16 protein-coding genes are annotated in these 22,982 nt (G+C 55.7%); 8 read left to right on the forward strand and 8 right to left on the reverse strand.

Going from position 1 to position 22,982, the window contains the following annotated elements; all coding sequences use genetic code 11:
• The first annotated feature begins 25 nt into the window (after nt 1-25).
• From J2I46_RS25035 to J2I46_RS25045, 3 genes are all read left to right on the forward strand, one after another.
• Complete coding sequence (locus tag J2I46_RS25035; protein ID WP_207331825.1) at nt 26-1,162, forward strand: 5-(carboxyamino)imidazole ribonucleotide synthase; 1,137 nt, start codon at nt 26-28, stop codon at nt 1,160-1,162.
• A gap of 4 nt (nt 1,163-1,166) precedes the next feature.
• Nucleotides 1,167-2,279 carry a serine hydrolase domain-containing protein gene (locus J2I46_RS25040; RefSeq protein ID WP_207331826.1) on the forward strand — a complete coding sequence of 371 codons (1,113 nt, stop codon included), beginning with the start codon at nt 1,167-1,169 and terminating at the stop codon, nt 2,277-2,279.
• A 299-nt stretch (nt 2,280-2,578) separates the two neighbouring features.
• Nucleotides 2,579-2,797, forward strand: coding sequence for a VF530 family protein (locus J2I46_RS25045; protein WP_207331827.1), 219 nt, complete (start codon nt 2,579-2,581; stop codon nt 2,795-2,797).
• Here the strand turns inward: J2I46_RS25045 and J2I46_RS25050 are convergent.
• Together J2I46_RS25050 and lacZ are read right to left on the reverse strand one after the other, a co-directional pair.
• Nucleotides 2,789-4,300, reverse strand: a complete 1,512-nt coding sequence (locus tag J2I46_RS25050) for an amidase (protein WP_207331828.1) — start codon at nt 4,298-4,300, stop codon at nt 2,789-2,791. The two genes, J2I46_RS25045 and J2I46_RS25050, sit on opposite strands and share 9 nt — an antisense overlap.
• 122 nt (nt 4,301-4,422) lie before the next feature.
• Nucleotides 4,423-7,698, reverse strand: a complete 3,276-nt coding sequence (lacZ, locus tag J2I46_RS25055) for a beta-galactosidase, LacZ type (RefSeq protein WP_207331829.1) — start codon at nt 7,696-7,698, stop codon at nt 4,423-4,425.
• 261 nt (nt 7,699-7,959) lie between these two features.
• Here lacZ and dnaG point away from each other — a divergent pair, with 261 nt between their 5' ends.
• The gene (dnaG, locus tag J2I46_RS25060) at nt 7,960-10,122 is read left to right on the forward strand and encodes a DNA primase (RefSeq protein WP_207331830.1); all 2,163 of its coding nucleotides are present in this window, start codon (nt 7,960-7,962) and stop codon (nt 10,120-10,122) included.
• A gap of 125 nt (nt 10,123-10,247) precedes the next feature.
• Here the strand turns inward: dnaG and J2I46_RS25065 are convergent, their stop codons facing one another.
• The 3 genes from J2I46_RS25065 to J2I46_RS25075 all read right to left on the reverse strand — a co-directional run bounded on the left by J2I46_RS25065 (nt 10,248) and on the right by J2I46_RS25075 (nt 16,216).
• Nucleotides 10,248-11,138, reverse strand: a complete 891-nt coding sequence (locus J2I46_RS25065; protein WP_207331831.1) for a cation diffusion facilitator family transporter — start codon at nt 11,136-11,138, stop codon at nt 10,248-10,250.
• 257 nt (nt 11,139-11,395) lie between these two features.
• A complete protein-coding gene (locus tag J2I46_RS25070) occupies nt 11,396-15,670 on the reverse strand; it encodes a CusA/CzcA family heavy metal efflux RND transporter (protein WP_207331832.1) in 4,275 nt (1,424 codons plus the stop codon).
• Nucleotides 15,671-15,760: 90 nt separating this feature from the next.
• Nucleotides 15,761-16,216 carry a hypothetical protein gene (locus J2I46_RS25075; RefSeq protein WP_229379942.1) on the reverse strand — a complete coding sequence of 152 codons (456 nt, stop codon included), beginning with the start codon at nt 16,214-16,216 and terminating at the stop codon, nt 15,761-15,763.
• 80 nt (nt 16,217-16,296) lie between these two features.
• Between J2I46_RS25075 and tssD the strand changes: the two genes are divergently transcribed.
• A complete protein-coding gene (tssD, locus tag J2I46_RS25080) occupies nt 16,297-16,731 on the forward strand; it encodes a type VI secretion system tube protein TssD (protein WP_207331833.1) in 435 nt (144 codons plus the stop codon).
• A gap of 235 nt (nt 16,732-16,966) precedes the next feature.
• Nucleotides 16,967-19,117, forward strand: coding sequence for a molybdopterin-dependent oxidoreductase (locus J2I46_RS25085; protein ID WP_207331834.1), 2,151 nt, complete (start codon nt 16,967-16,969; stop codon nt 19,115-19,117).
• Here J2I46_RS25085 and J2I46_RS25090 read toward each other — a convergent pair.
• Nucleotides 19,108-19,398, reverse strand: coding sequence for a chaperone modulator CbpM (locus J2I46_RS25090; RefSeq protein WP_207331835.1), 291 nt, complete (start codon nt 19,396-19,398; stop codon nt 19,108-19,110). The genes J2I46_RS25085 and J2I46_RS25090 overlap by 10 nt on opposite strands.
• Before the next feature lie 11 nt (nt 19,399-19,409).
• On the reverse strand, nt 19,410-20,312 hold the full coding sequence (locus J2I46_RS25095; protein ID WP_207331836.1) for a DnaJ C-terminal domain-containing protein: 903 nt from the start codon (nt 20,310-20,312) through the stop codon (nt 19,410-19,412).
• A 100-nt stretch (nt 20,313-20,412) separates the two neighbouring features.
• On the opposite strand from J2I46_RS25095, the gene J2I46_RS25100 reads away from it, so the two are divergent.
• Both J2I46_RS25100 and J2I46_RS25105 read left to right on the forward strand, forming a co-directional pair.
• On the forward strand, nt 20,413-20,904 hold the full coding sequence (locus J2I46_RS25100) for a VOC family protein (protein ID WP_207331837.1): 492 nt from the start codon (nt 20,413-20,415) through the stop codon (nt 20,902-20,904).
• An 86-nt stretch (nt 20,905-20,990) separates the two neighbouring features.
• Nucleotides 20,991-22,118, forward strand: a complete 1,128-nt coding sequence (locus J2I46_RS25105; protein WP_207331838.1) for an SMP-30/gluconolactonase/LRE family protein — start codon at nt 20,991-20,993, stop codon at nt 22,116-22,118.
• A gap of 10 nt (nt 22,119-22,128) precedes the next feature.
• Here J2I46_RS25105 and J2I46_RS25110 read toward each other — a convergent pair whose 3' ends face one another.
• Nucleotides 22,129-22,698, reverse strand: coding sequence for an RNA polymerase sigma factor (locus J2I46_RS25110; RefSeq protein WP_207331839.1), 570 nt, complete (start codon nt 22,696-22,698; stop codon nt 22,129-22,131).
• Nucleotides 22,699-22,982: the final 284 nt, after the last annotated feature.

Raw genomic sequence — 22,982 nt, forward strand, 5'->3', positions numbered from 1 at the left:
CTGGAAACTGGAAACTCTATTTATTATGACGAAAATTGGCATTCTCGGCGGGGGGCAGTTGGGCCTGATGCTTATCCAGGCGGGTATCGACTGGAATCTGGTCATTCATTGCCTCGACCCTGATCCACAAGCATCCTGCAAAGACCTCTGCACGCAATTTACCGTCGGCTCGCTAACGGACTATGACACTGTTTACCAGTTTGGGCAGGCGGTAGATGTGCTGACGATCGAGATCGAGAAAGTAAACGTTGATGCGCTGGAAGCGCTGGAACGCGAAGGGAAACGCGTGTATCCACAGCCGTCGGTGATCCGGCAGATTCAGGATAAACGTACCCAGAAACAGTTTTACCGCGACCATAACCTTCCCACCGCCGACTTCGTACTGACCCAAGATCGCGCCGACGTGGCCCAACTTGTGGCCGAACAACCCGATCTGCTACCCGCTTTCCATAAACTGGGTCGCGACGGGTACGATGGTCGTGGTGTACAGCGTATTGCCACCGCCGCCGATGCCGACAAAGCCTTTGATGCGCCGGGCGTGCTGGAGAAAGCCGTTGATTTCGAGAAAGAGCTGGCCGTGATCGTGGCCCGCAACGCCCGCGGCGAGGTACGTACCTTCCCAACGGTCGAGATGGTGTTTCACCCCGAGCTGAATCTGGTCGAGTATCTGTTTGCCCCTGCCGATATTTCGGCCGACGTAGAGCAACAGGCGCAGACCATCGCTCAACAAGTAGCCAACGCCTACGGCATCGTAGGCCTGCTGGCCGTGGAGCTGTTTCTGGATAAGCAGGGCAACGTGCTGATCAACGAAGTGGCGCCGCGCCCACACAACAGTGGTCACCACACCATCCGGGCCAACCGCACCTCGCAGTTTGAGCAGCACTGGCGGGCCATTCTGAACTTACCGCTTGGCGACACAACCGCCCACGGCCCCGCTGCCATGGTGAACCTGCTGGGCGAAGCCGGCCACACGGGTCCGGCGCACTACGAGGGGCTGGGTACGTTGCTGGCTATGCCAGGTGTTTCGCCGTTTTTCTACGGCAAAGCCCAAACCCGCCCCGGTCGCAAAATGGGCCATGTAACGGTGCTGGACACTTCGCTGGAAGGGCTTCGCGAAAAGGCCGATCTGGTTCAGAAAAGCATTCGGGTCGTGACTGTATAGGGGTATGAAAACGGTGGCCTGTCTGGTTCATTGGCTGTATACGCTGACGGTTTCCCTGTCAGCCACCGCTCAGGTCACGACCATCGACCTGTCAGATACAACAGCCTTTGCTGCAAAACTCGACCGGCTTCGCCAGCAGTATCACATTCCGTCGCTATCGGTAGGCGTTGTACATGGCCGGAAATTGGTCTGGCACAAAGGACTGGGTTACGCCGATGTAGCCAACAGGATTGTGCCGGATGAGCATACGGTGTATCATCTGGCGTCGGTCACTAAAACCTTCGGGGCTCTCGTTCTGATGCAACTGGTTGAAGCGGGAAAGGTGAGTCTGGACGATCCGGTAACGAAATACGGTATCAACCTCGGCGCTCGCTGGGGCAATGATCCGCGCATTAAAGTCCGGCATCTGCTTACCCATACGGCACAGGGTCATAGTTTGAACGGCTTCAGGCCGGGCTACAGCTTTATCTACAACGGCGATATGTTCGGTCAGTTAAAACAGGTGATCGAACAGAGTTCGGGCCAAACTTTTGGGCAACTGTTAACCCGAAATATACTGCTCCCGCTTCGTTTGCAACACACGGCCCCTAACCTGGCCGACACTGTTGATTTTGCACTAATGGGCTACGACCGGGCCGCTTTCGAGAAGCGCGTGGCTAAACCGTATGACTGGCAGAATAACCAACTCGTTTCTGTGGCATACCCCACCTATTTCGGCCCCTCGGCGGGATTGATGTCGTGCGTGGCTGACCTGGCCATATACGCAACCGCCATTGATGATGGGCTCTTTCTTAAGCCCGATACCTGGAAGCGTATGTTTACGGCCGCAGTTTCGCCGAAAGGCAAAACGCTGCCGTATGGCCTCGGGTGGTTTATGCAACACCAAAAAGGCGTTAAGCTGCTCTGGCACACGGGCTTGTGGACCGGCAATTCGTCGTTGCTGATAAAGGTGCCGGAAAAAGACCTGACGTTCATCATCCTCGCCAATTCGCAGCATCTTAATAGCCCGTTCTATGCCAGATTCGATTTTTTCAGAACCAACCCGAAACTCCAGAAAGACCTGCGCGCCTCTGCCTTCGCCAAAGCCTTCCTGGACCAATTCGTTGGGAAACTGTAGGGGGCGGCTGGGGGAGCCAGGTTGCTTTCCTCCTCAACTCCGCTCCGGGTGCTGGTAAGCCGAATAAGCCTGTGATCTGTCCAAAATGCGGCCTTAGACGACGACGTATCTTCGGGCATAGAAGAGACATCCAGCCGATCGGACGTGGCCGGGGTGATTAACCGGGCCGATCACTGTACCAGATAACGTAACCTTCTGTTCACTAATTAATGGAGGCAACAGAGGTCTGCAAGCAGTAATGTACATCGCCGAGAAACTATACATGGGGGCAACATCGCTCTCAACTTTATCAGATCCTTATGCCTGAATCGCAACCCAATAACCCCCTTCACGGCCTCACACTGGCCACTATTCTCGAGCACCTCGTTGAGCGCTATGGCTGGGACGAACTGGCCGAACGGATTCCGATCAACTGCTTCAAGAATAACCCCAGCATAAAATCGAGCCTGACGTTTCTGCGCAAGACAGACTGGGCCCGGCAACGGGTGGAAGGGCTGTACCTGAAGAGCTTACGCTAGACTTGTCGGCCAGTTGCCCGCCCAGGGCTGTGCTTGCTCCAACTGCGCCGCCACCTGGAACAGAAGTGCTTCGTTACCCAGTGCAGCGGTGAGCATAGACCCAACGGGCAAGCCATCGGCCGACTGGTGTAGCGGTACCGACATCGACGGCTGGCCCGTTATGTTGGCAATGGGAGGGAAGGGAATGTAGCCAAACGATTTTTCGGCCAGTTGGTCAATCTGCTTGCTGCCTTTCAACAGCTTCAGGCCACCCACGGCATCGACTAGCTTCATCAACTGATTCTCGGCGGGCGTATTCTGCAACTCACCGATGCGAATAGGTGGGCGCGAGAGCGTGGGCATTAGTAGCAGGTCGTGAGTTTCGTGCAGTTGTCCCATCCGGCGGGCCAGGGTGTTCCACTTGCGCTTCTGATAGGCAAAATCCGCGGCCGAATAGGCTTCCGAAATTTGAGCCAATGCCCACGTGTTCATCTCCATATCGTCGCGGCGGGCAGGGCGTTTCAGGTAGTCGGTCAGTTCGCGGATGGTTGCACCAGTTTCGCCCAGCACCATCGTCAGGTACATGTCGCTTAGCACGGTATGGTCATACGGCAGGGCAATTTCTTCGACCGTATGCCCCAGGCTTTCGAGCAGCCTGGCTGTTTTCTGAACGGCCATGACGCATTCGGCATGAGTCTGCTGACTTGGAAATGGATGTTGCGTGGTCAGTGCAATCCGCAGGTTGCCCGGCTGCTTTCCCACCTGACTCAGGAACGACTCGCTCGACGTACCCATCGTATACGGATCGCCCGGCGACGTACCTGCAATCACGTCCAGAAAAGCGGCGCTATCGCGAACGGTACGCGACACCACGTGGCTTCGTACGGCGCCCTGCCACATTTCGCCAAAACCGGGGCCCAGCGACGCCCGACCCCGCGACGGCATCAGGCCAAACAAACCGCAGCACGACGCTGGAATACGAATGCTGCCGCCGCCATCGCTGGCTGATGCCGCCGGGACAATGCCTGCCGCCACCGCTGCCGCCGAACCGCCACTACTGCCACCCGGCGAATAAGCCAGATTCCAGGGGTTACGGGCTGGGCCATACAACTGCGATTCGGTATAGGGTGTCAGCCCGAATTCGGGTGTGTTGGTTTTGCCGAAAAAGATCAGACCCGCCTTTTTGTACTTTGCTACGGCATAACTATCGGCCGTAGACACGTACCCAGCGTAACCTTTGCAGCCTGATTTCATGGGGGTTCCGGCCCATTCCAGTTCCAGGTCCTTTAGCAGAAAAGGCACTCCGCGGAACGGCATACCATTCGCCGTTTCGCCATCAGGCAACTGGTCGAGCATTCGTCGCCCCTGCTCGTACAGCGGCGTTACAACAGCATTGATGGCCGGGTTCTGTACTTCCGCCTGCGCAATGGCGGCGTCGAGCAGTTCGAGCGGCGTAACGTCGCCCTTCCGAACCAGATCGGCAAGGCCTAAAGCGTCCTGTTGGCGGTATTCGGCAGAAGTCATAGTGCAAGTTTACAGTTTTATAGTTTACTGTTTTCTGTTTGCTGTTTTCTGTTGCGTTGCTATATCGCGTGTCGCTAACCAGCAGCGCAACAGAAAACAGTAGACAGAAAACAGTAAACTGATTACCTCGGTAAGACCATGTTAATGACCGATTTACGATCAATGCGTGAATCGGTGGGGCGGAGGCGGAAACTGTAGGTGTAGGTTCGGCTGGCGGGTAGCTGATACTCGGCGTGGGTACGTGGCGACCAGCTATCGTCGCCACCGAGGCCCATTTGCTGGAAATCGATATTGACTACCGTTGTGTTACCATGCTCTACAGCCTGCGCGTGCGGATTTTTGGCCGTCAGTAGGGCTCCGTCGGTATAATCGCGGGCGTTGATGTTCAACAGGCCCGGTCCGTTGTTACTGGGTTCGGCCATGATGAGCAGCCCCGTTGCCGGATTGCCCCCGTCGGTGAGGTGCGCCCAGCGAACGTCTGTTTTATTGCCGTTTTCCTGCGCCATCGTGTACGGAAAAAACTGGTCAGCCACGGAGCCCGAATAGAGCCCCACAAACGCGGCGTCTTTCCGGTCCTGATAACTCTCGAACGGACCCCGTCCATACCAGGTTAGCGAGGTCATGCTGGCGGGCAGGCTGAGTTGCATACCTACGCGGGCCAGGGGCGGTAGGCCTGTGCCTGCTGCCAACGTACCTGCCGTGCAGGTTGTCGATACCAGTACGTCGCCGGTTCCGTAAACCAGGTATTCAATTGTTTGGCGAATGGTGCCGCCTGTCATCTGCAGGTCGTTGACACACGTAACCCGCACCCGTTGCGTCCCCAGCTTGTCGACGCGCATATCAACTGGCGTCACTGTTGGCTGATCGACCCCTGCTTTCCGCCAGCGGCTGGCAAACGACGCCGCGCCACCACCCTCGTCATTATCCGTCGGAACGCGGTAGAAATCAGGGGTTAATAAACCACCCGCAGCCTCTTTCTGGCCTGCCAGCAGGTCTTTCCCTTTGAAGAGCCACTGGCTGATACCACCCGTGGTTTTGTTGAATAGCAATCCGAAATCGGTGCCCTGTATGGATAGCCCGGTGGCGGTTGGGGCCGATTTCAACGCCGGAATGCGCGATACGCCAACAACCGGCGGCATTGGAATGTCAGTTTGAATGGGAAATTGGTCGGCGGCTACTTCATGACCAGCGGCGGCCCAGGGCGTAGCTTCTTTCAATTGCAGGCTCAGCACCAGAAAATACTCGCTGCCCGGCTCCCGAACGGTCGGAATGCTATAGGGCACCGTTACCTGAATGGTCTGTCCGGCGCGGGCAGTTAAGGTGGGAACCGTTCCCTGCTGCACTAGTTCGCCGTTGCGCATCAGTTTGCAGACGAGTTTCAGGTTATCGAGCGACTGAAAATCGTAGGTATTCTTCAGATTCACCTTCGTCTGCGTGGCCGAGAGTGGTTCGGGCAGGATGAACTTCACGTAGCTGTAAGCCCGTTTCACCTCATTCAACTCCGGCTGTGGTGTCCGGTCGGGATTCACCAGCCCGTCGCAGGCGTTGGCCCCGTCGATGTAGTTAATATGGTCGACGTATGAATTTCCCTGCTTATCGCGGAGGTTCAGACCCTGATCGACCCAGTCCCAGATGAAACCGCCCTGTAGGCGCGGGTACTTGTCGATGGCGTTCCAGTAGTCTTTCAGGTTGCCCACGCTGTTGCCCATCGCGTGCGCGTATTCGCAAACGATTACGGGGCGCGTGGGGTCTTTTTCCATTAGCTTCACCATCTCGTCGACCGATGGGTACATGGTGGCAATGATATCGAAGCTGCTGAGTGTGTTCTGGGTATAGGGCTTGCGGCCTTCGTAGTGAATGGGACGCGTAGGGTCAACCAGTTTAATGATCGTGGCCATGTCCGTGAAGTTCTGACCCATCCCCGTTTCGTTGCCCAGCGACCAGATCACGATCGACGGGTGGTTCTTGTCGCGCTCCACCAGGGCCCGTCCCCGCGCCACGAAGGCGTCGCGCCATTCGGGCTTGTCAGCAATGTCATAGCCTTTTTGCCAGAGGTCGTGGCTTTCAATGTTGGCTTCGTCGATCACGTACAGGCCATATTCGTCGCAGAGGTCATACCAGTCGGTCACGTTCGGGTAATGGCTCGTCCGCACGGCGTTGATGTTGTATTGCTTCATCAGCTTGATATCGCGGATCATGCTCTCGCGATTGATGACGCGGCCCGTGTTGGGGTCAAATTCGTGGCGGTTCACGCCTTTGAACGTGACCGGCTGCCCGTTGATAAGCAGTTGCCCGCCCCGCATCACCATCTCTCTGAACCCGATTTTCTGACTGACCGCTTCCATTGGTTGACCATCCGGGTTCAGCAATTGCAGTGTCATCGTGTACAGATTCGGCACCTCTGCCGACCATAACAGCGGCTCCGTTACGGCTTTGCTAAATCGGAAAATACCTTCCTGCTCAGAGCCTACTGCCGTTTCTGATCCGAGTGTTTCAGTAAAGACAACTCGCTGTTTTGGGTCATAGAGCGTAGTTTTGAGTCGGTACCGAGGCATCTGCTGACTGACCAGATTACGCACGTAAGCCGTCATTTTAAGCGTACCGCTCTTATAGGCAGGCTCATCCAGATCGGTGATCAACTGCACGTCGCGCAGGTGAAGCTTCGGTCGGCTAATAAGCAGCACATCCCGGAAAATGCCCGATAAGCGCCAGAAATCCTGATCTTCAAGGTAACTCGCGTCAGACCAGTTGATGACCTCTACCGCCAGTATGTTCTCGCCAGCCTGTAGGGCGTCGGTAATCCGGAATTCGGCGGGCGTCATGCTGTCTTCGTGGTAACCAACGTACCTGCCGTTCAGAAAAACCCGGCAGGTAGACTGTACACCCGCAAAGTGCAGAAACGTTTCGCGGTCGGCCCAATCGGCCGGGATGGTAAAGCGTTTCCGGTACAGGCCAACGGCATTGGTGTCGGCCAGAATAAGCGGTGGCTTGGCCGGAAACGGATGAATGATGTTGGTGAAAATGGGCCGGTCATACGCGCGTCCTTCGCGGGCCCCCACCACCTGCCAGTTCGACGGTACGGGCAGGTTATCCCACTCCTGATCGCGGGTGGCCGGGGCGCTGAAATCGGCCGTTACGAGTTTCGGGTTTTTAACCCATTTGAATTTCCAGACCCCGTTCAGCGACTGAATACGTGGCGACGTACCCCGGTCATTCGCTACGGCTTGCTGCTCCGTAGCGAACGGCCAGATCGTGGTGTGCGGCGTTTCGGTGTTCTGACTGAATACTCTCGGGTTCTCGTAAAAAGGCACGTCGGCTGTTTGCGCCAGAAGCACGCCCGCTTGTAGCGTCAGCCAAATTAAAGCGACGCCAGGTATACGGAGGGAGAAATTACTCATGAATAATGGTATAGGTTAGGCAATCCAGTAACAAAGCGGGAAGATAGGAATAAGAGTCATAAGTCGGGAAGTTTCCCCTCACCCCCAGCCCCTCTCCCACGTTGGGAGAGGGGAGTTACCCTACAGCAGCTTCGCCGATTAGCAGCGCTACGCTACAGCAACTCCCCTCTCCCAACGTGGGAGAGGGGGTTGGGGACGGTCCGCCGCTGCGGTGAGGGGAAACTCCCCAGCTTTTCTGACTTACGACTTGTATCTTCGTCTATGCGTATTCCTGAAGAGACCGTCGAGCGAATTCGGCAGGCTGCCGATATATTGGAAGTGGTGGGCGATTTTGTGTCGTTGAAACGGCGTGGGAGTAACTACATAGCCTGTTGTCCGTTCCATAACGAGAAATCACCCTCGCTTAACGTCAATCCGGCGCGGCAGATTTATAAGTGCTTTGGCTGCGGGAAAGCGGGTGACTCCGTCCGGTTTGTGATGGATGTGGAGAACCTGGGTTACGGCGAAGCGCTTCGGTATCTGGCCAAAAAATACAACATCGAGATTGAGGAGCAGGAGGTTACGCCCGAAGAACAACTAAAGCACACCGAGCGCGAAAGTCTGTATATCGTTCTTAACTATGCCAAGACGTTCTTTCAGGATCACATGCTGAAAACCGACGAAGGGCGTGGTATTGGCCTGAGCTACTTTCGTGAACGGGGTTTCTCCGACCCCACCATTGCCGCTTTCGACCTTGGCTACAGCCCCGACCAGTGGGACGCGCTGCTCAACGATGCACAGACCAAAGGCTACAATCCTGAATTGCTTAGCAAGGCGGGCCTGACCGTTACGCGGGAAGAAAGTGGAAAGGTTTTCGACCGGTTTCGGGGGCGGGTCATGTTCCCGATCCATAACGTGTCGGGCCGGGTTATTGCGTTTGGGGCGCGTATTCTGAAAGTCGACCCGAAAGCGCCGAAGTACCTCAATTCACCCGAAACGGAAGCCTATCACAAAAGTCAGGTGCTGTACGGCATCTTTCAGGCCAAACAGACCATTCGGCAGGAAGACGTTTGCTACCTGACAGAAGGCTATACCGACGTGATTTCGCTGTATCAGGCGGGGATAAAAAACGTGGTGGCCTCGTCAGGTACGTCCCTGACCATCGAGCAAATTCGGCTCATCAGCCGGTTCACACAGAACGTCACTATTCTGTACGATGGCGATGCGGCGGGTGTGAAAGCGGCCCTGCGCGGGCTCGATATGGTGCTGGAAGAGGGCCTGAACGTCAGCGTGGCCACGTTCCCCAATGGCGACGACCCCGACAGCTACGTCCGCAAAGTGGGCGCCGAAGCGTTCAAGGCGTACCTGAGTCAGCATACGCAGGATTTCATTGCGTTTAAAACGGCAGCGCTGCTGAAAGATGCGGGCGACAATCCGTTCAAACGCGCGGAGGTGATCACGGAAATTGTGGGTAGCATTACCCGTATTCCCGACCCGATCAAACGGCAGGTCTTTTTTCAGAGCACGGCCCGCCAACTGAGTGTCGATGAGCAAACGCTGATTTCGGAAAGCAACCGCCTGATCCGTAAACAGCACGACACGCAGGTCAAGGACTACGAACGGCAGCAGGAACGCGACGCCCGCAACGCCGCGCGTGATGGTGGCAACACAACCCAGCGTAGTGCTGCGCCAGCCCAAAACCGACCCGGCCCCCATGATTTCCCGCCCGACGATTTCTTCAACGATTTCCTCGACGAAGCCGGTATTTCGCCCGCGCCCAGAGAGGAAAACGTACCTGCTGATCAGCCGGGAGCAGGCCAAACGTCGTCCGGAGCCAGCGGGGCCAAACCTACGCCAAGTCTCAAAACACCGGATGCTGCCCGGCCACCGCTGGCATATCAGGAAGAAGAATGTATTCGGCTGCTGATGAACTATGGCACCCGCGAACTGGAACCGGGCATTACGCTCTGCCACTATATCCTGAGTGAGCTGAGCGACATCGATTTCCAGCACGCACCTTACGACCTGATTCTGACGCTCTACCGCGAAGCGTTCAGTCGGGGCGAAACGCTGACCGCCGAGGATTTTATGCATCAGCGCCCGAACGTCAGCGAAGCTCCCATGACCAGTCAGCAGTCGAATGGGCTTCAATACCAGGCAATTAGCTTGACTACGCAACGATACGAAATCAGTAATCAGTGGCAGGATAAGTTCCACATTTTTGTGCCCTCAGAAGAAGATATCGGCGTACTGGCCGAAGCAGCCTACGGGAACATTCTCCGCCTGAAAAAGCTGATCGCCGAAGAGCGGATGCACGACCTATTGCAAAAGATCCGAACCGTTAAAGACCCCGCCGAATCGGATCAGCTCATGGCCGATTACATGCACTTCAAACGCGTCGACGTAGAAATTGCCCGGTTGTTAGGTACGGTTATTTCGGGGTAGAGTTAGCTGCGCGGAGCTGGCGCTTTAGAGAATTGCTTCGCGCTTGTCACCCTGAGCGGAGTCGAAGGGCCACAAGCGCGAAGCAATTCTCTAAAGCGCAAACACAGCACAACAATCACGGTTCGCTACACCTTAACCGGTTCGATATGCACAAGCACGTCGTACACGGCAGGTTTCGCTTCGAGAATGGCGGCTTTTACGGCGTGAGCAATATCATGCCCCTGCTTCACGGTCAGGTCGCCGGGCACCTGTACGTGAAGATCGACGAAATACTCGAAGCCCGTTTTGCGAACGCGGTATTTATCGATGCCACGTACCTGGGGCACCGATATGGCAATGGTTGCCAGTTCATTGCGCCAATCGCCGGCGGGCGCTTCGTCCATGATTTCGCCGAAGGAAGGGCGGAAGATGAGATACGCGTTGAACACGATAAAGCCCGAGGCCAGCAACGCCGCCCAGTCGTCGGCGCTTTCGTAACCTGGTCCACCAATCAGAGCGATACTAATGCCGACGAAAGCCGTCAACGACGTGATGGCGTCGCTGCGATGGTGCCAGGCGTCGGCTTTCACGGCGCTGCTTTCTACTTCAGCTCCCACTTTGGCAACGCGCCGGAACAGCACTTCTTTCACAACCACAACACCCGCCAGCACCGCCAGCGTGAACGGTGCGGGTGTTTCGTGCGGAATCTGAATGTTTTTGATGCTTTGTACGGCAATTAGAATAGCCGCGCCTACCAGCGCCATAGCCACTACGATCGCCGCCATGGGTTCGGCTTTTCCGTGGCCATAAGGGTGATCTTCATCGGGTGCTTTAGCGGCGGTACGTAGGCCAAACCAGACAAAGATCGAGGTGACAATATCGGTGCCCGATTCCATAGCGTCGGCGATGAGGGCGTAGGAGTTGCCCAGCCACCCGGCGGTTCCTTTCACCAGCACCAGCCCGATATTCACGGCAATGCCTACCAGCGTTGATTTCTGGCCCCGCTCAGCCTGATGTGGTTTAATGGGTGCTTCCATTTTGTTGAGTTTTTGTGTGAATTGACGTGGAGTATGTGTTGATGTTTGTGCTTCTGTGTGTGGTTTCGCGTTGTTGTGCACTGCTTCGCGCTGTAAGCCCTTCGACAAGCTCAGGGTGACAATACACATCCGACTGTTGATGACCAACTTGGGTGGGAGTGGTCCGCCACCCCGGTGTCACCTTGAGCCGGGGGCGCCGAGCCTGTCGAAGGGCCACGCGTCAGCAACCTGGCTCGCGAAGCCAACCGACCCACGCATCACCCCGCCGTTTTAACCCGCTCGGCGCTAATGAAATAGGCACCTTGCCGAACAATAGCCGACGGATTAAGGGTGGCTGGTAATGTAACTTCCGTTCGGTGGTTTTGGGTTATTCCCGTACGTACCGGGACCATACCGAATCGGTACGTACCCGACGCGCTGCCCGGCTCACGAACGTAGACAAACGTCTGGTTGCCCTCTTTTACCAAGGCATCGTCGGGTAGGGCAACCACCTGCCGGGGGGAGGCCAGGATCGTGGCGCGCACGTAGGAACCCGCAAAGAGGCGATCATACTGGCCGGCGGTCAGGTTGGCGTGGACAAGTATGGTTTTGCTTTGCGCATCGAACGCCTGACCAACGCGGTAGACCGTTGCTTTCATCTCACCAGTCTGTTGTTGAGGCACGGTGAAACGTACCTGCTGCCCTTCCCGAATCTGCCGGATATCACTTTCGAAGACCCGTAATTCAAGGTATAGATGCTCTTTACCCACAATCTCCACCAGCATGTCGGTGGTACCCACGAACTGGCCAAGCCGTAGGTTTACTTTATCGACGTACCCACTGATGGGGGCCAGCAAGGGAATTGTCCGGCTGATATGCCCTTTGCGTAGCGATTCCAACGGAATGTGTAGCTGCGCCAGTTGCGCTTCCAGTGAGGTCAGCAACGCCCGCGTCGATTCAACGTCTGCCGTCGATTGCTGTAGTTTTCGCTTGGCACCAAACTCTTCCCGGTTCAACTCTGTCTGCCGTTCCAGTTCCTGCCGTTCAAACTGACTGCGGGCAATAGCCTGCAAATATTCCTGTTGAAGTTTCACGTAATCGGGGTGTTCCAGCACGGCAAGCACCTGACCTTTTCTCACAAAATCACCCTCCACCAGTTTTGCCGATCGCACAAAACCGCCCATAGGCGCGCTGATAATGGCCCACTGGTCGGGCGGGGCTTCGAGCTTGCCTGTGGCCTGAATGGTTTCGCCCAGCGTGAGCGTGTCGGGTCCACCCAATTGAATGCCCGTTTCCCGGAACTGGGCTTCGCTGATTGTGACCGCACCAGCCGCTTTCGACGGGGCTGTTGCCGTAGTTTCCTTTGTTTTTTCGGGTGTCGATGAGCAGCCCAATAGCCCGGTGATGACCAGAAGCGCCGTTAGGGTTTGTGCCAGAGTTGGTGTCATGTTTTGTTGAGTTTTACGGGTTCGGGCTGCTACCAGACTATAGAGCAGCGGCAAGACAACCAGCGTCAGTAGCGTGGCCGATACCAGTCCGCCGATAACCACGGTAGCGAGGGGTTTTTGGACTTCAGCCCCGGCAGAAGTTGAGAGCGCCATGGGTAAAAAGCCCATTGAGGCTACTGCGGCTGTCATCACTACCGGCCGAAAACGGACCGCTGTGCCTTGTTTTACGCGCTCCAGAACATTGGCAACGCCTTCTGATTCAAGCTGATTGAAATAGCTGATTAAGACAATACCGTTGAGTACGGCGATGCCGAACAGCGCAATGAAGCCCACACCCGCCGAAATACTGAACGGCATGCTACGTAGCCAGAGCGCCAGCACCCCGCCAATGGCTGAGAGTGGAATGGCCGTGAAGATCATGAGCGCCTGCGAGAACGAGCCGAAGGTGAAAAACAGGAGCAGGCCAATCAGCACCAGCGCCAGCGGGACCGCCACGCCCAGCCGCTCTTTAGCCTTCACCAGGTTCTCGAACTGCCCGCCAAAGGTGTAGCTGTAACCGGCCGGCAAGGGAACGTCTTTTTCGAGCACCGCCTTCATCTCACCAACCAGACTCTCCACATCCCGCCCCCGCACGTTAATCCCGATGGTGATACGCCGACGAGCGTTATCGCGTGAGATCTGCATGGGAGCGTCCTGATAACGGATGCTAGCCAGTTGTTCCAGCGGCACCTGCTGCCCGTTTGGCAGGTCGACGTACAGCTGCCGGATGTTGTCGATGTCCTGCCGGTAAGTGCTGTCGAGGCGCACGACGAGGTCGAACCGCTTTTCGCCTTCGAAGACAACCCCGGCGGTTTCGCCCGCAAAGGCCGTTTTCAGAATGCGGTTCAGGCTCGCGACCGACATACCGTACTGCGCCAGTCGCGCCCGATTATACGACACCAGCATCTGGGGCAGTCCGCTGATCTGTTCTACTTTCAGATCGCCCACGCCGGGAATCGATTTCAGTTTCGCCGCCGCCTGATTCGCTTTGGTAAACAACGTACCCAGGTCTTCGCCGTAGATCTTCACGGCAATGTCTGACTTCACGCCGGTCATCAACTCGTTGAACCTCAGTTGAATGGGTTGCGTAAACTCCAGGTTCAGGCCGGGCAATACGCTGAGTGCCCGTTCCATCTTCTGAATCAGTTCTTCCTTTGTCTTCGCCGTGGTCCAGTCGCCGGGTTCTTTCAGCAGCACCATCACGTCGGCCGCTTCGATGGGCATGGGATCGGTCGGTATTTCGGCGGTACCGATCTTGGAAATGACCTGATTGACTTCGGGAAAGCCGTTTTTGAGGATCGTTTCGATACGGCGGGTCGTTTCCACCGTTTGTGAGAGCGACGAGCCTGGTTTCAGCGTGAGGCTGATGGCAATATCGCCTTCGTCGAGGTTGGGAATAAACTCGCCGCCCATTGTGGTAAACAGCCAGACGGCCCCGGCCAGCAATGCTACCGAAGCCGCCAACACGGTCTTCCGCCAGCGCAGGGCTCCGTTGAGCAGGGGCGCATACAGCCGGTACAGGAATTTCATGATCCGGTCGGCCAGTGTGCCTTCTTCCCTGATGTCTTTCCGCAGCAGCGTGGCGGCCATCATGGGTACGTAGGTGACGCACAGGAGCATGGCTCCCACAATGGCAAAGCCAACCGTCAGGGCCATGGGCCGGAACATCTTGCCTTCGATTCCCGTCAGCGACAGAATCGGCACGTACACGATCAGGATGATAAGCTGACCAAACAGGGCCGACCGCATCAGCCGATTCGACGAGTCCAGCGCGATCTCGTCCATCGACTGGGTACGTGCCGCCTGCGTATGCACGATCTGGAAAATCATGCTTTCCACGATGATCACCGCCCCGTCGACCAGCAGGCCGAAGTCGATAGCCCCTAGGCTCATCAGGTTGGCCGATACGCCGAAGACGTGCATCATACCCAGGGCAAACAGCATACACAGCGGAATGACCGACGCCACCACCAGCCCCGCCCGCCAGTTGCCCAGGAGCAGCAGCAACACGGCCATCACGATCAGCCCGCCTTCGAGCAGGTTCTTGGCTACGGTATGAATAGCCTTGTCGATGAGCACTTTACGGTCCAGAAAGGGCTCGATAGTAAGACCCGGTGGCAGGCTTTTCTGGATCTCGGCAATGCGCGTCTTCACGCCTTCGATCGTTTTCTCTGACGAGGCACCTTTGAGCATCAGCACGATACCACCCACGACTTCACCGTGGCCGTTGCGGGTCATGGCCCCATAGCGCACCGCGTGGCCAATGTCGACCCGCGCCACATCGCGCACCAGAATAGGCGTTGGCCCTTCGTTTCTGACCACGATCTGCCCAATTTCGGTGGGCGTTTTCACCGTGCCTTCGCCACGAATGAAGAACGCTTCCGGCCCCTTTTCGATGTAGCTGCCGCCTGTGTTCGCGTTGTTGGCCGATAGCGCGTCGACCACCTCGGTCAGGGTGGTGTTCATGCCCCGCAGCCGCTCGGGGTCGATCTGTACTTCGTATTCCTTCAGGTAACCACCCAGGCTGCTGACCTCTACCACGCCGGGTACGCCCGCCAGTTGCCGCTTTACGATCCAGTCCTGTATCGTGCGTAGTTCGGTGGCCGAATACTTGGTCTCGAAACCGTCTTTAGGCCGGATCACGTACTGGTAAATTTCGCCGAGTCCTGTGGTGATCGGGGCCAGCTGCGGCGTCCCGGCGGTTAGTTCGGCTTCGGCGGCTTTGAGTTGTTCGGTAACCAGTTGCCGGGCCTGAAAAGTAGGCGTCTCGTCGTCGAACACTACGGTGATGACCGACAGCCCAAAACGGGAAATAGACCGGATTTCGGTGACGCCAGGTACGTTCCTGAGCGTCGATTCGAGGGGGAAGGTGACGAACTGTTCGGTTTCCTGCGCGGCCAGCGACGGTACCTGCGTAATGACCTGAACCTGATTGTTGGTAATGTCGGGAATGGCGTCGATGGGCAGTTGGCGCAGGGCATAACTTCCCCAGGCAATCAACGCCACAACACCCAGCGCCACCATCAATTTCTGATGGACGCTGAACTGAATGATTTTTTGCAGCATAATCGGATAACTCGTTGACAGATAAAGGCCAGCAAGCCGAGCCCGCATCAGAAACGCAGGTCAGCATGGCCTATTAATCGAAACGGGGAGTTACCCTAACCGGGGCGGTTGAAACAGCCAGGATGCTGACTGGAAGGAGTACAGATTCTCGTAGGAGAACCGGGTAGGTACGTGCAGAATCAGGCCCGAATAAGCTGAGGGGAGCCAGTGTAATTGCGAAATGATGAAGACGAAACCTACCGAAAGGTGATTGTACATGGGCAGTTTGGTGCCCTCATGTGGTGTTTGGGCGTGCTTAGACGCCGTGTTGTAATGCAGGTCCAGAAACTGCCAGAAATTGAAATCAGCACCTGCCGCCTGCTTGTGCATCTGGTAATGAGATACCAGGCCGGGTATTTTAAAGACTTCTTCCACGTCGGTCTGCGGAAATAGACTGCCGGCCAGCATAAGTACCCCCAGAAAAAGAGCCAACGCGGATTTCATGTTGCAAAAGTACAGCGTAAGCGGGAACGTACCTACCGATTGCTCAATCAGACTTGTAAGCATATAGATTAAATGGCAACAATTGACTATCTAGCGTCGTTGGGAAATCGTGCGATTGCTTCTCAACGGATACACAAACGGGTATGGCGTCTTTTTCTGCATTTCTGGAAGTGAAAGGTGAACAGTATCCGCTTTTGCGGTACGACCTGAGCATGCATCAGGAAACCGATTCGCTGGGTCGACCGGCCTCGCCCACACTTGGTGGCACCATCGAGTGCGTCATGAGCGCGCCCGGTTCCGACAAGCCTTTCCTGCTGCAATGGATGTTCTCGCCCACCATGCAGGAAGACGGTCGCATCATTCTCATGCAGGATGCCCCCCGGGCTACACTGAAGACCATATCGTTTTTCAATGCCTATTGCGTAGGCCTGCAAACCGTTTTCATGCCGGGCAACAACGGCGGTGGAAGTTTGCAACTGCAGGTACGGCTGAGCCCGCAACGGGTAGCGGTAGGCGTGATCGTGCACGACAACAACTGGCCGCTGGAAAGTCACGGTGCAGGTCAAAGCTTTGCCTGACAAGACGTATCGGTTCAGAAAGCCGCGCCCTCAGTTGCCGATAGAGAACCGGGCCTATTCGGCACCGTCTTTCACGCGGGGCCGGATGTAGCGGAGCCAGGCCCGACGATCGGCGATGTAACCGGTGGGTCAACATACCGTTCTGCCTGACTGGGACCATAAAGTTAGCGTCACGATGGGCATTGGCTTAGGCCTTTTTTGTACCTTCCACGGCTACAACAAACCACCCTGAATCATGTCTGCCCGTAATGATGAATCGTTGCAAACGCATTACCGTGCCTGTAATTTATGTGAGGCCATTTGCGGCCTCACCATCACGCACCGCAACGGCGAAATTGTCAGCATTGCCGGTGACCCGGCCGATCCGTTTAGTCGGGGACATATCTGTCCGAAAGCGGTAGCCCTGAAAGATATTTACGACGATAAAGACCGGTTGCGGCGCCCCATGAAACGGGTTGGCACCGACTGGCAGGAGATTGACTGGGAGCAGGCACTCGACGAAGTGGCCGACCGGTTGCGCCAGGTACGTGACACCTACGGCCCCAACGCCATTGGCGTCTATGCGGGTAACCCAACGGTTCATAATTCCGGTTCGTTTCTGAGTATGCCCGGTTTTGTGAAAGCGCTGGGTACACGAACGGTATTTTCGGCCTCGTCGGTCGATCAGTTTCCGCACCATTTTGCGGCCTGGCAACTGTTTGGCCATCCGCTGCTGATGCCCGTACCTGATATTGACCATGCCGATTTCTGGCTCATCATGGGCGGAAACCCGATTGCGTCGAACGGTAGTATCATGACCGCACCCGACGTATCGACCCGGTTGCGGGCCATTCAGCAGCGCGGCGGTCGGGTGGTGGTCATTGATCCGCGCCGTACGGAAACAGCACAACGGGCTGATGAACATCAGTTTATCCGCCCCGGTACCGATGTGTTCATGCTGCTGGCTATGACGCAGGTGTTGTTTGCCGAAAACCTGGTCAACCCCGGTCGCCTGTCCGGCATCACTGATAACCTCGACGCATTGCGCGATGCCGTTGCCGGGTACACGCCCGAACGGGTAGCCGCGTTGACGAAGATAGAACCCGATACGTTGCGCCGCCTGACCCGCGAGTTTGCCGGTACGCCGCGCGCCGCACTGTATGGCCGGGTAGGGGTGTCGACGCAGGAGTTTGGCGGGTTGTGTCTGTGGCTGATCAACATGCTGAACCTGCTGACAGGCCACCTCGACGAGCCGGGCGGTATGATGTTTACCTCACCGGCCATTGATTCGCTGGCTTCACGACCCGGCGCAGCTCGGTCTGTGTACAACAAGTTCAATCGATTTCAGAGTCGGGTGAGTGGCAAAGCTGAATTTATGGGCGAATTGCCGGTGGCCTGCCTGGCTGAAGAAGCCGAAACGCCCGGCGATGGGCAATTGCGGGCACTAGTGACCAGTTGTGGTAACCCGGTACTGTCGACGCCCAACGGCCGCCGCCTCGATAAGGCTCTGTCCGGTCTCGATGTCATGGTATCGGTGGATATTTACATGAACGAAACCACCCGGCACGCCGACTATATTCTGCCGCCACTGACCGGTGTTGAAACGGCTAATTATGACCTCACGTTTCACGTACTGGCCATTCGGAACACAGCCCGTTATTCAGAACCGATGGTTCCGAAATCCGCCGGTACGCTGTACGACTGGGAAATTTTCGAGAACCTGCGTCTCCGCTTGAGCGGCATCCCCCGCGACGAATGGAAACTGCAGAACCCCGCCAAAACCATCGATATGGGCCTGCGCTTTGGCCCCTACGCCAACACCGGCCTGAGCCTCGACCAACTGCGTGAGAATCCGCACGGTATCGATCTGGGGCCACTTCAATCACAGTTGCCTGGCCGGTTGCAAACGCCTGATAACCGGATCAATGCCGCACCAGCCGTGTTCCTGGCCGATCTGGAACGTACCCGGCGCGTACTCGACAGGCACGTACCTGCCGGTGATGATCAGTTGCTTCTGATCAGTCGCCGTCACCTGCGCGACAATAATTCATGGATGCACAATGCGCACGTGCTGGTGAAAGGCCGCAACCGGTGCACCTTGATGCTCCACCCGGACGATGCCGCCCGTCTGGGCATCATTACCGGTCAGACCGTCCGGGTACGTTCACGCGTAGGCGAGGTCGAACTGCCCGCCGACGTTACGCCCGACATTATGCCCGGTGTTGTGTGTATGCCGCACGGCTACGGCCATAACCGCCCCGGCACCCGTATGAACACTGCCCGGCAACACGCTGGAGCCAGTGTCAACGACCTAACCGACGAAGCGTTTGCCGATGTGCTGACGGGCAATGCCGCACTGTCGGGCGTGCCGGTTCGGGTGGAAGGGGTCATGCCCGTTTATTCGTAAAAATGCAGCCGATTCTGAAGGCCGGTAAGCTGACGTTGAAGCTGCTCTATCTGCTCCAGCAGGTTCGAGACTACATCCAGATCATCGGGGTGGATGGCCAGATCCTGATGGAGGCGCACCATTTTCTCCAGTCGAGTCAATTGATGGACAGGTACGTACGTGGCCTGTTCGTTGGTAACAATATCGATCAGACCACGGTTGGCAAGGTTGTATAGAAAGGTGATTTCGACGTGATGGTAGACGCAGAAATCGTTGGTCGGAATCAGGTCATTGGTCGGCATAATCAGGTCGGTTAACGGGTTAGAGCTTCACGGATCAGGTCTTTTTGCTCGTCGGTCAGGTTGGTCGGGAGTTTCACCTGCCATTGCACGTACAAATCGCCAAAGGCATTTTCCTGCCGGTAAACCGGGAATCCTTTGCCTTTCAGACGAACCTTGGTGCCGGGCTGCGTTTCTGGTTTTACGGGTACTTTCACCTGCCCCGACAGCGTTTCCACGATCTTATCGCCACCGAGCAGGGCCGTTTGCAGGTCAATTTCTTCCGTTACATGCAGGTCATTTCCCTGCCGTTTGTAGCGCGGGTCATCATCAACGGTGAAGGTTATATACAGGTCGCCATTTGGTCCGCCGTTCACACCGGGAGCACCGTAGCCCGACAGCTTTATCTTCTGTCCGTTTTCAATACCTGCGTAAATGGTAATGCCGATAGTCTTGCCGCCAACCGTCATCGATTGCTTATGCGTGGTGTAGGCATCGCGCAGGTTCAGCCGGAATTCCGCTTCATAATCCTGGCCGCGGTATCTGGCCTGCCGACGACCGCCGCCAGTGCCACTGTCTGATCCAAACATCGACGAGAAGAAATCAGAGAAACTATCATCGCCAAAGCCGCCGGCATAGCTGTACCCTGCGCCAGCGCCGCTCGCCTGCTGGTACGAACGCTGTTGCTGACGGGCCTGCTCAAACTGTTCGGCATGCTGCCAGTCTTTGCCATACTGGTCGTACTTCTTGCGTTTGTCCGGGTCGCTTAGTACTTCGTTGGCTTCGTTGAGCTGCTGAAACTTTTTGCTGGCCTCCGGGTCGTTGGGGTTCAGGTCGGGGTGCAGCTTTCGGGCCAGCTTACGGTATGCTTTTTTTATTTCCTCATCCGTGGCTGTCCTGGAAACCCCCAGCACGTTATAGTAATCTATATAATCCATTGCTTCTAGAAGAGTGTATAAATGGGTTAAATGGTCATAGCGTAATGATAACCAATCATCCTAGAAACGTAATTGGCTCACTGAAGGTTACCGGATTGTTATGACTCCATACACTATTCCCGCTCAAACACGCATTGGGCACATTCACCTGAAAGTAGCCGATCTGGACCGGGCATTGGCCTTTTACCGCGACTTGCTGGGTTTTGAATTGATAACCATGTATGGCGATCAGGCGGCGTTTGTCTCGGCGGGTGGATACCACCATCATATTGGCCTTAATACCTGGCAAAGTAAAGGGGGGCCTCCGGCACCCGTCCGGGCAGCGGGGCTATTTCACACCGCTATTCTGTACCCCACCCGCCGCGATCTGGCTATAGCCCTTCAACGGCTGATCGAGGCGAAATACCCCATCACCGGGGCGTCTGATCACGGCGTATCGGAGGCCATTTACCTGAACGATCCCGACCAGAATGGGGTCGAACTGTACTGGGATCGCCCGCGCGAGCAATGGCCACTAACGGCCGACGGACAGATCGAGATGTATACCCGATCACTTGATCTGCATGGGCTACTGGCCGAAGCGGCATCATAATCACCCGATTATGCCCTGTTCCTAAGGCTTTTCAACAAAGCAGAACGCAGGCTGTTTACGACCTGATCGACAAACTCAACGTAAACATGATTCGCTATTTTCTTTTAGGATGTCTTGGCATGAGCCTGATGACCGGTTGCCAGCAAAAAAAATCGGACGCTACTACGTCAGGCGACACTACGGCAACGGCTGCCAACCCTACCGAAGAGACAGTTGCCTCAGTAGGTAATCCGGTGTTGCTGGCTACTCTTCCCGATAAATACAATACCCCCGATGGGCTGGCGCTGGCACCCGACGGCACCGTGTACCTATCTGTGCCTAACCTGGCCGACAATACGTACCCAGGCGTGTTGCTGAAAATAGTGGGTGATTCGGTGCAGTTTGTCAGCGACCTGCCTGCCCAGCCCGATACCAAACACGCCTGCCCGATGGATCTGGCATTCGGCCCCGACGGTAATCTGTATTATGCCGAAAACCAGTACGAAAACAGCAAGGAGTATAAGTCGCGGCTGATGTGTATCAGTATGAAAGGTGGTAAAGCAGGCCCCATTAAACCCGTGGTAACGGGGTTGGCTCTGGGTAATGCCGTGGTCTGGAAAGGAAATACGCTGTACCTGACTGACAGCCAGTGGGATATGCCGACCGATACAACCGGGAGCGCTATATTCCGTTTCACACTCGATGAGCTGACCAAAGCTGCGTCAGGTTCGCCCATTATGCTGAAACCCAAAACCATGGACCCGCACGTACTGACAACGTTCACGACGAAAGTGAACGAGACAGGCCTTGACAACGGTGCCGATGGTATGGACTACGATAGCCAGGGAAATTTGTATACAGGGTCCTTTGGCGACGGTACGCTGTATAAAGTGACGCTGAAAGCTGACGGGACATTTGCGTCGAAAGAAGTGCTGAAGGTAAACAAACCCAATAACTGCGTTGATGGCCTGATCATTGACCGGGCCACCAACACCATGTATTTCTGTAACTCCCGCGACAACGCCATCATGACCATTAATCTGGCCGACGGTACGCTAAATACCCTGGCGCAAAATGGCAACACTGACGGGAAAGATGGCCGTCTTGACCAGCCAGCCGAAGTATTGCTGAAAGGAAGGCGGCTGTACATCAGTAATTACGATAAGCCTGAAAAGAAGTTTGTCAACAGGAATGCCGACGAAGTGCATACCATGTCGTATATCGACCTGAAGTAGGCCCGGTCAGTTACAGGTAGTCTTCTTCCTCCTGTAGTTTTTTGTGCAGGTGCTTAGCCATTTCACGAGCCCGCTTGATGCGCATTTTAACTGCGCTTGGCGTTAAGCCCTGCCGGACAGCAATAGCATTGATCGATATACCCGCTTCATATTTGCTGTACAATAATTCGCGCTGCATCACGGGCAATTGTTTGAGCGTTCGCTCATAGGTGTGGGTGTGGGTGTACGAGTCGTCGGCGATGGTTGCCCACTTGGGGCCTACCGTTAATTCGAGTTCATAGCTGCACCATAAGGCCTGCTCACGCTTGCGCTTGCGGAGCTGATCCAGGTAGTAATTGGTGGTGATGGTACGGAGCCAGGTAGTGAAGAGGGCGTCGCCCCTGTAGCTGCCTAGTTTCTTCATCAAACGGAGAAAAATCTCCTGTACAAAGTCGTCAGAGTCGTCTGGGTTACCCGTGTACTGCAGGCAGGTTTGGTACACCCGCTGGCGATGACGGGTATACAATTGTGTGAAATATTGGTGGTCTTCGGTGATAACAAAACGGTTAATCAGCTCCTGATCAGAAAGTTGGATTGTCATTTTTACGGTGGACATACAAGCGTAAACAGTAGCTATTGATGAAATGAAGCAAAGCCTTGCCGTTTTTAGTTAATACGTGGTGATATAGTTTATGAAATAAGGCGGCTGATTCAGGTTCTTGTTCACAAAGTACGATAGAGGAGACGTACCCATTTTGGCCAACATAGGCCCCGAATTGGCCAAAATAATTGGTCTGGTTATCTTATTAGGTATTTTTACACCCTGAAAAGCACCAGATAGGAAATCGATTGAATACATACATCCGTCAATGGCTGGTTATGTTG

It is taken from the genome of Fibrella forsythiae (assembly GCF_017353175.1).
Lineage (GTDB): Bacteria > Bacteroidota > Bacteroidia > Cytophagales > Spirosomataceae > Fibrella > Fibrella forsythiae.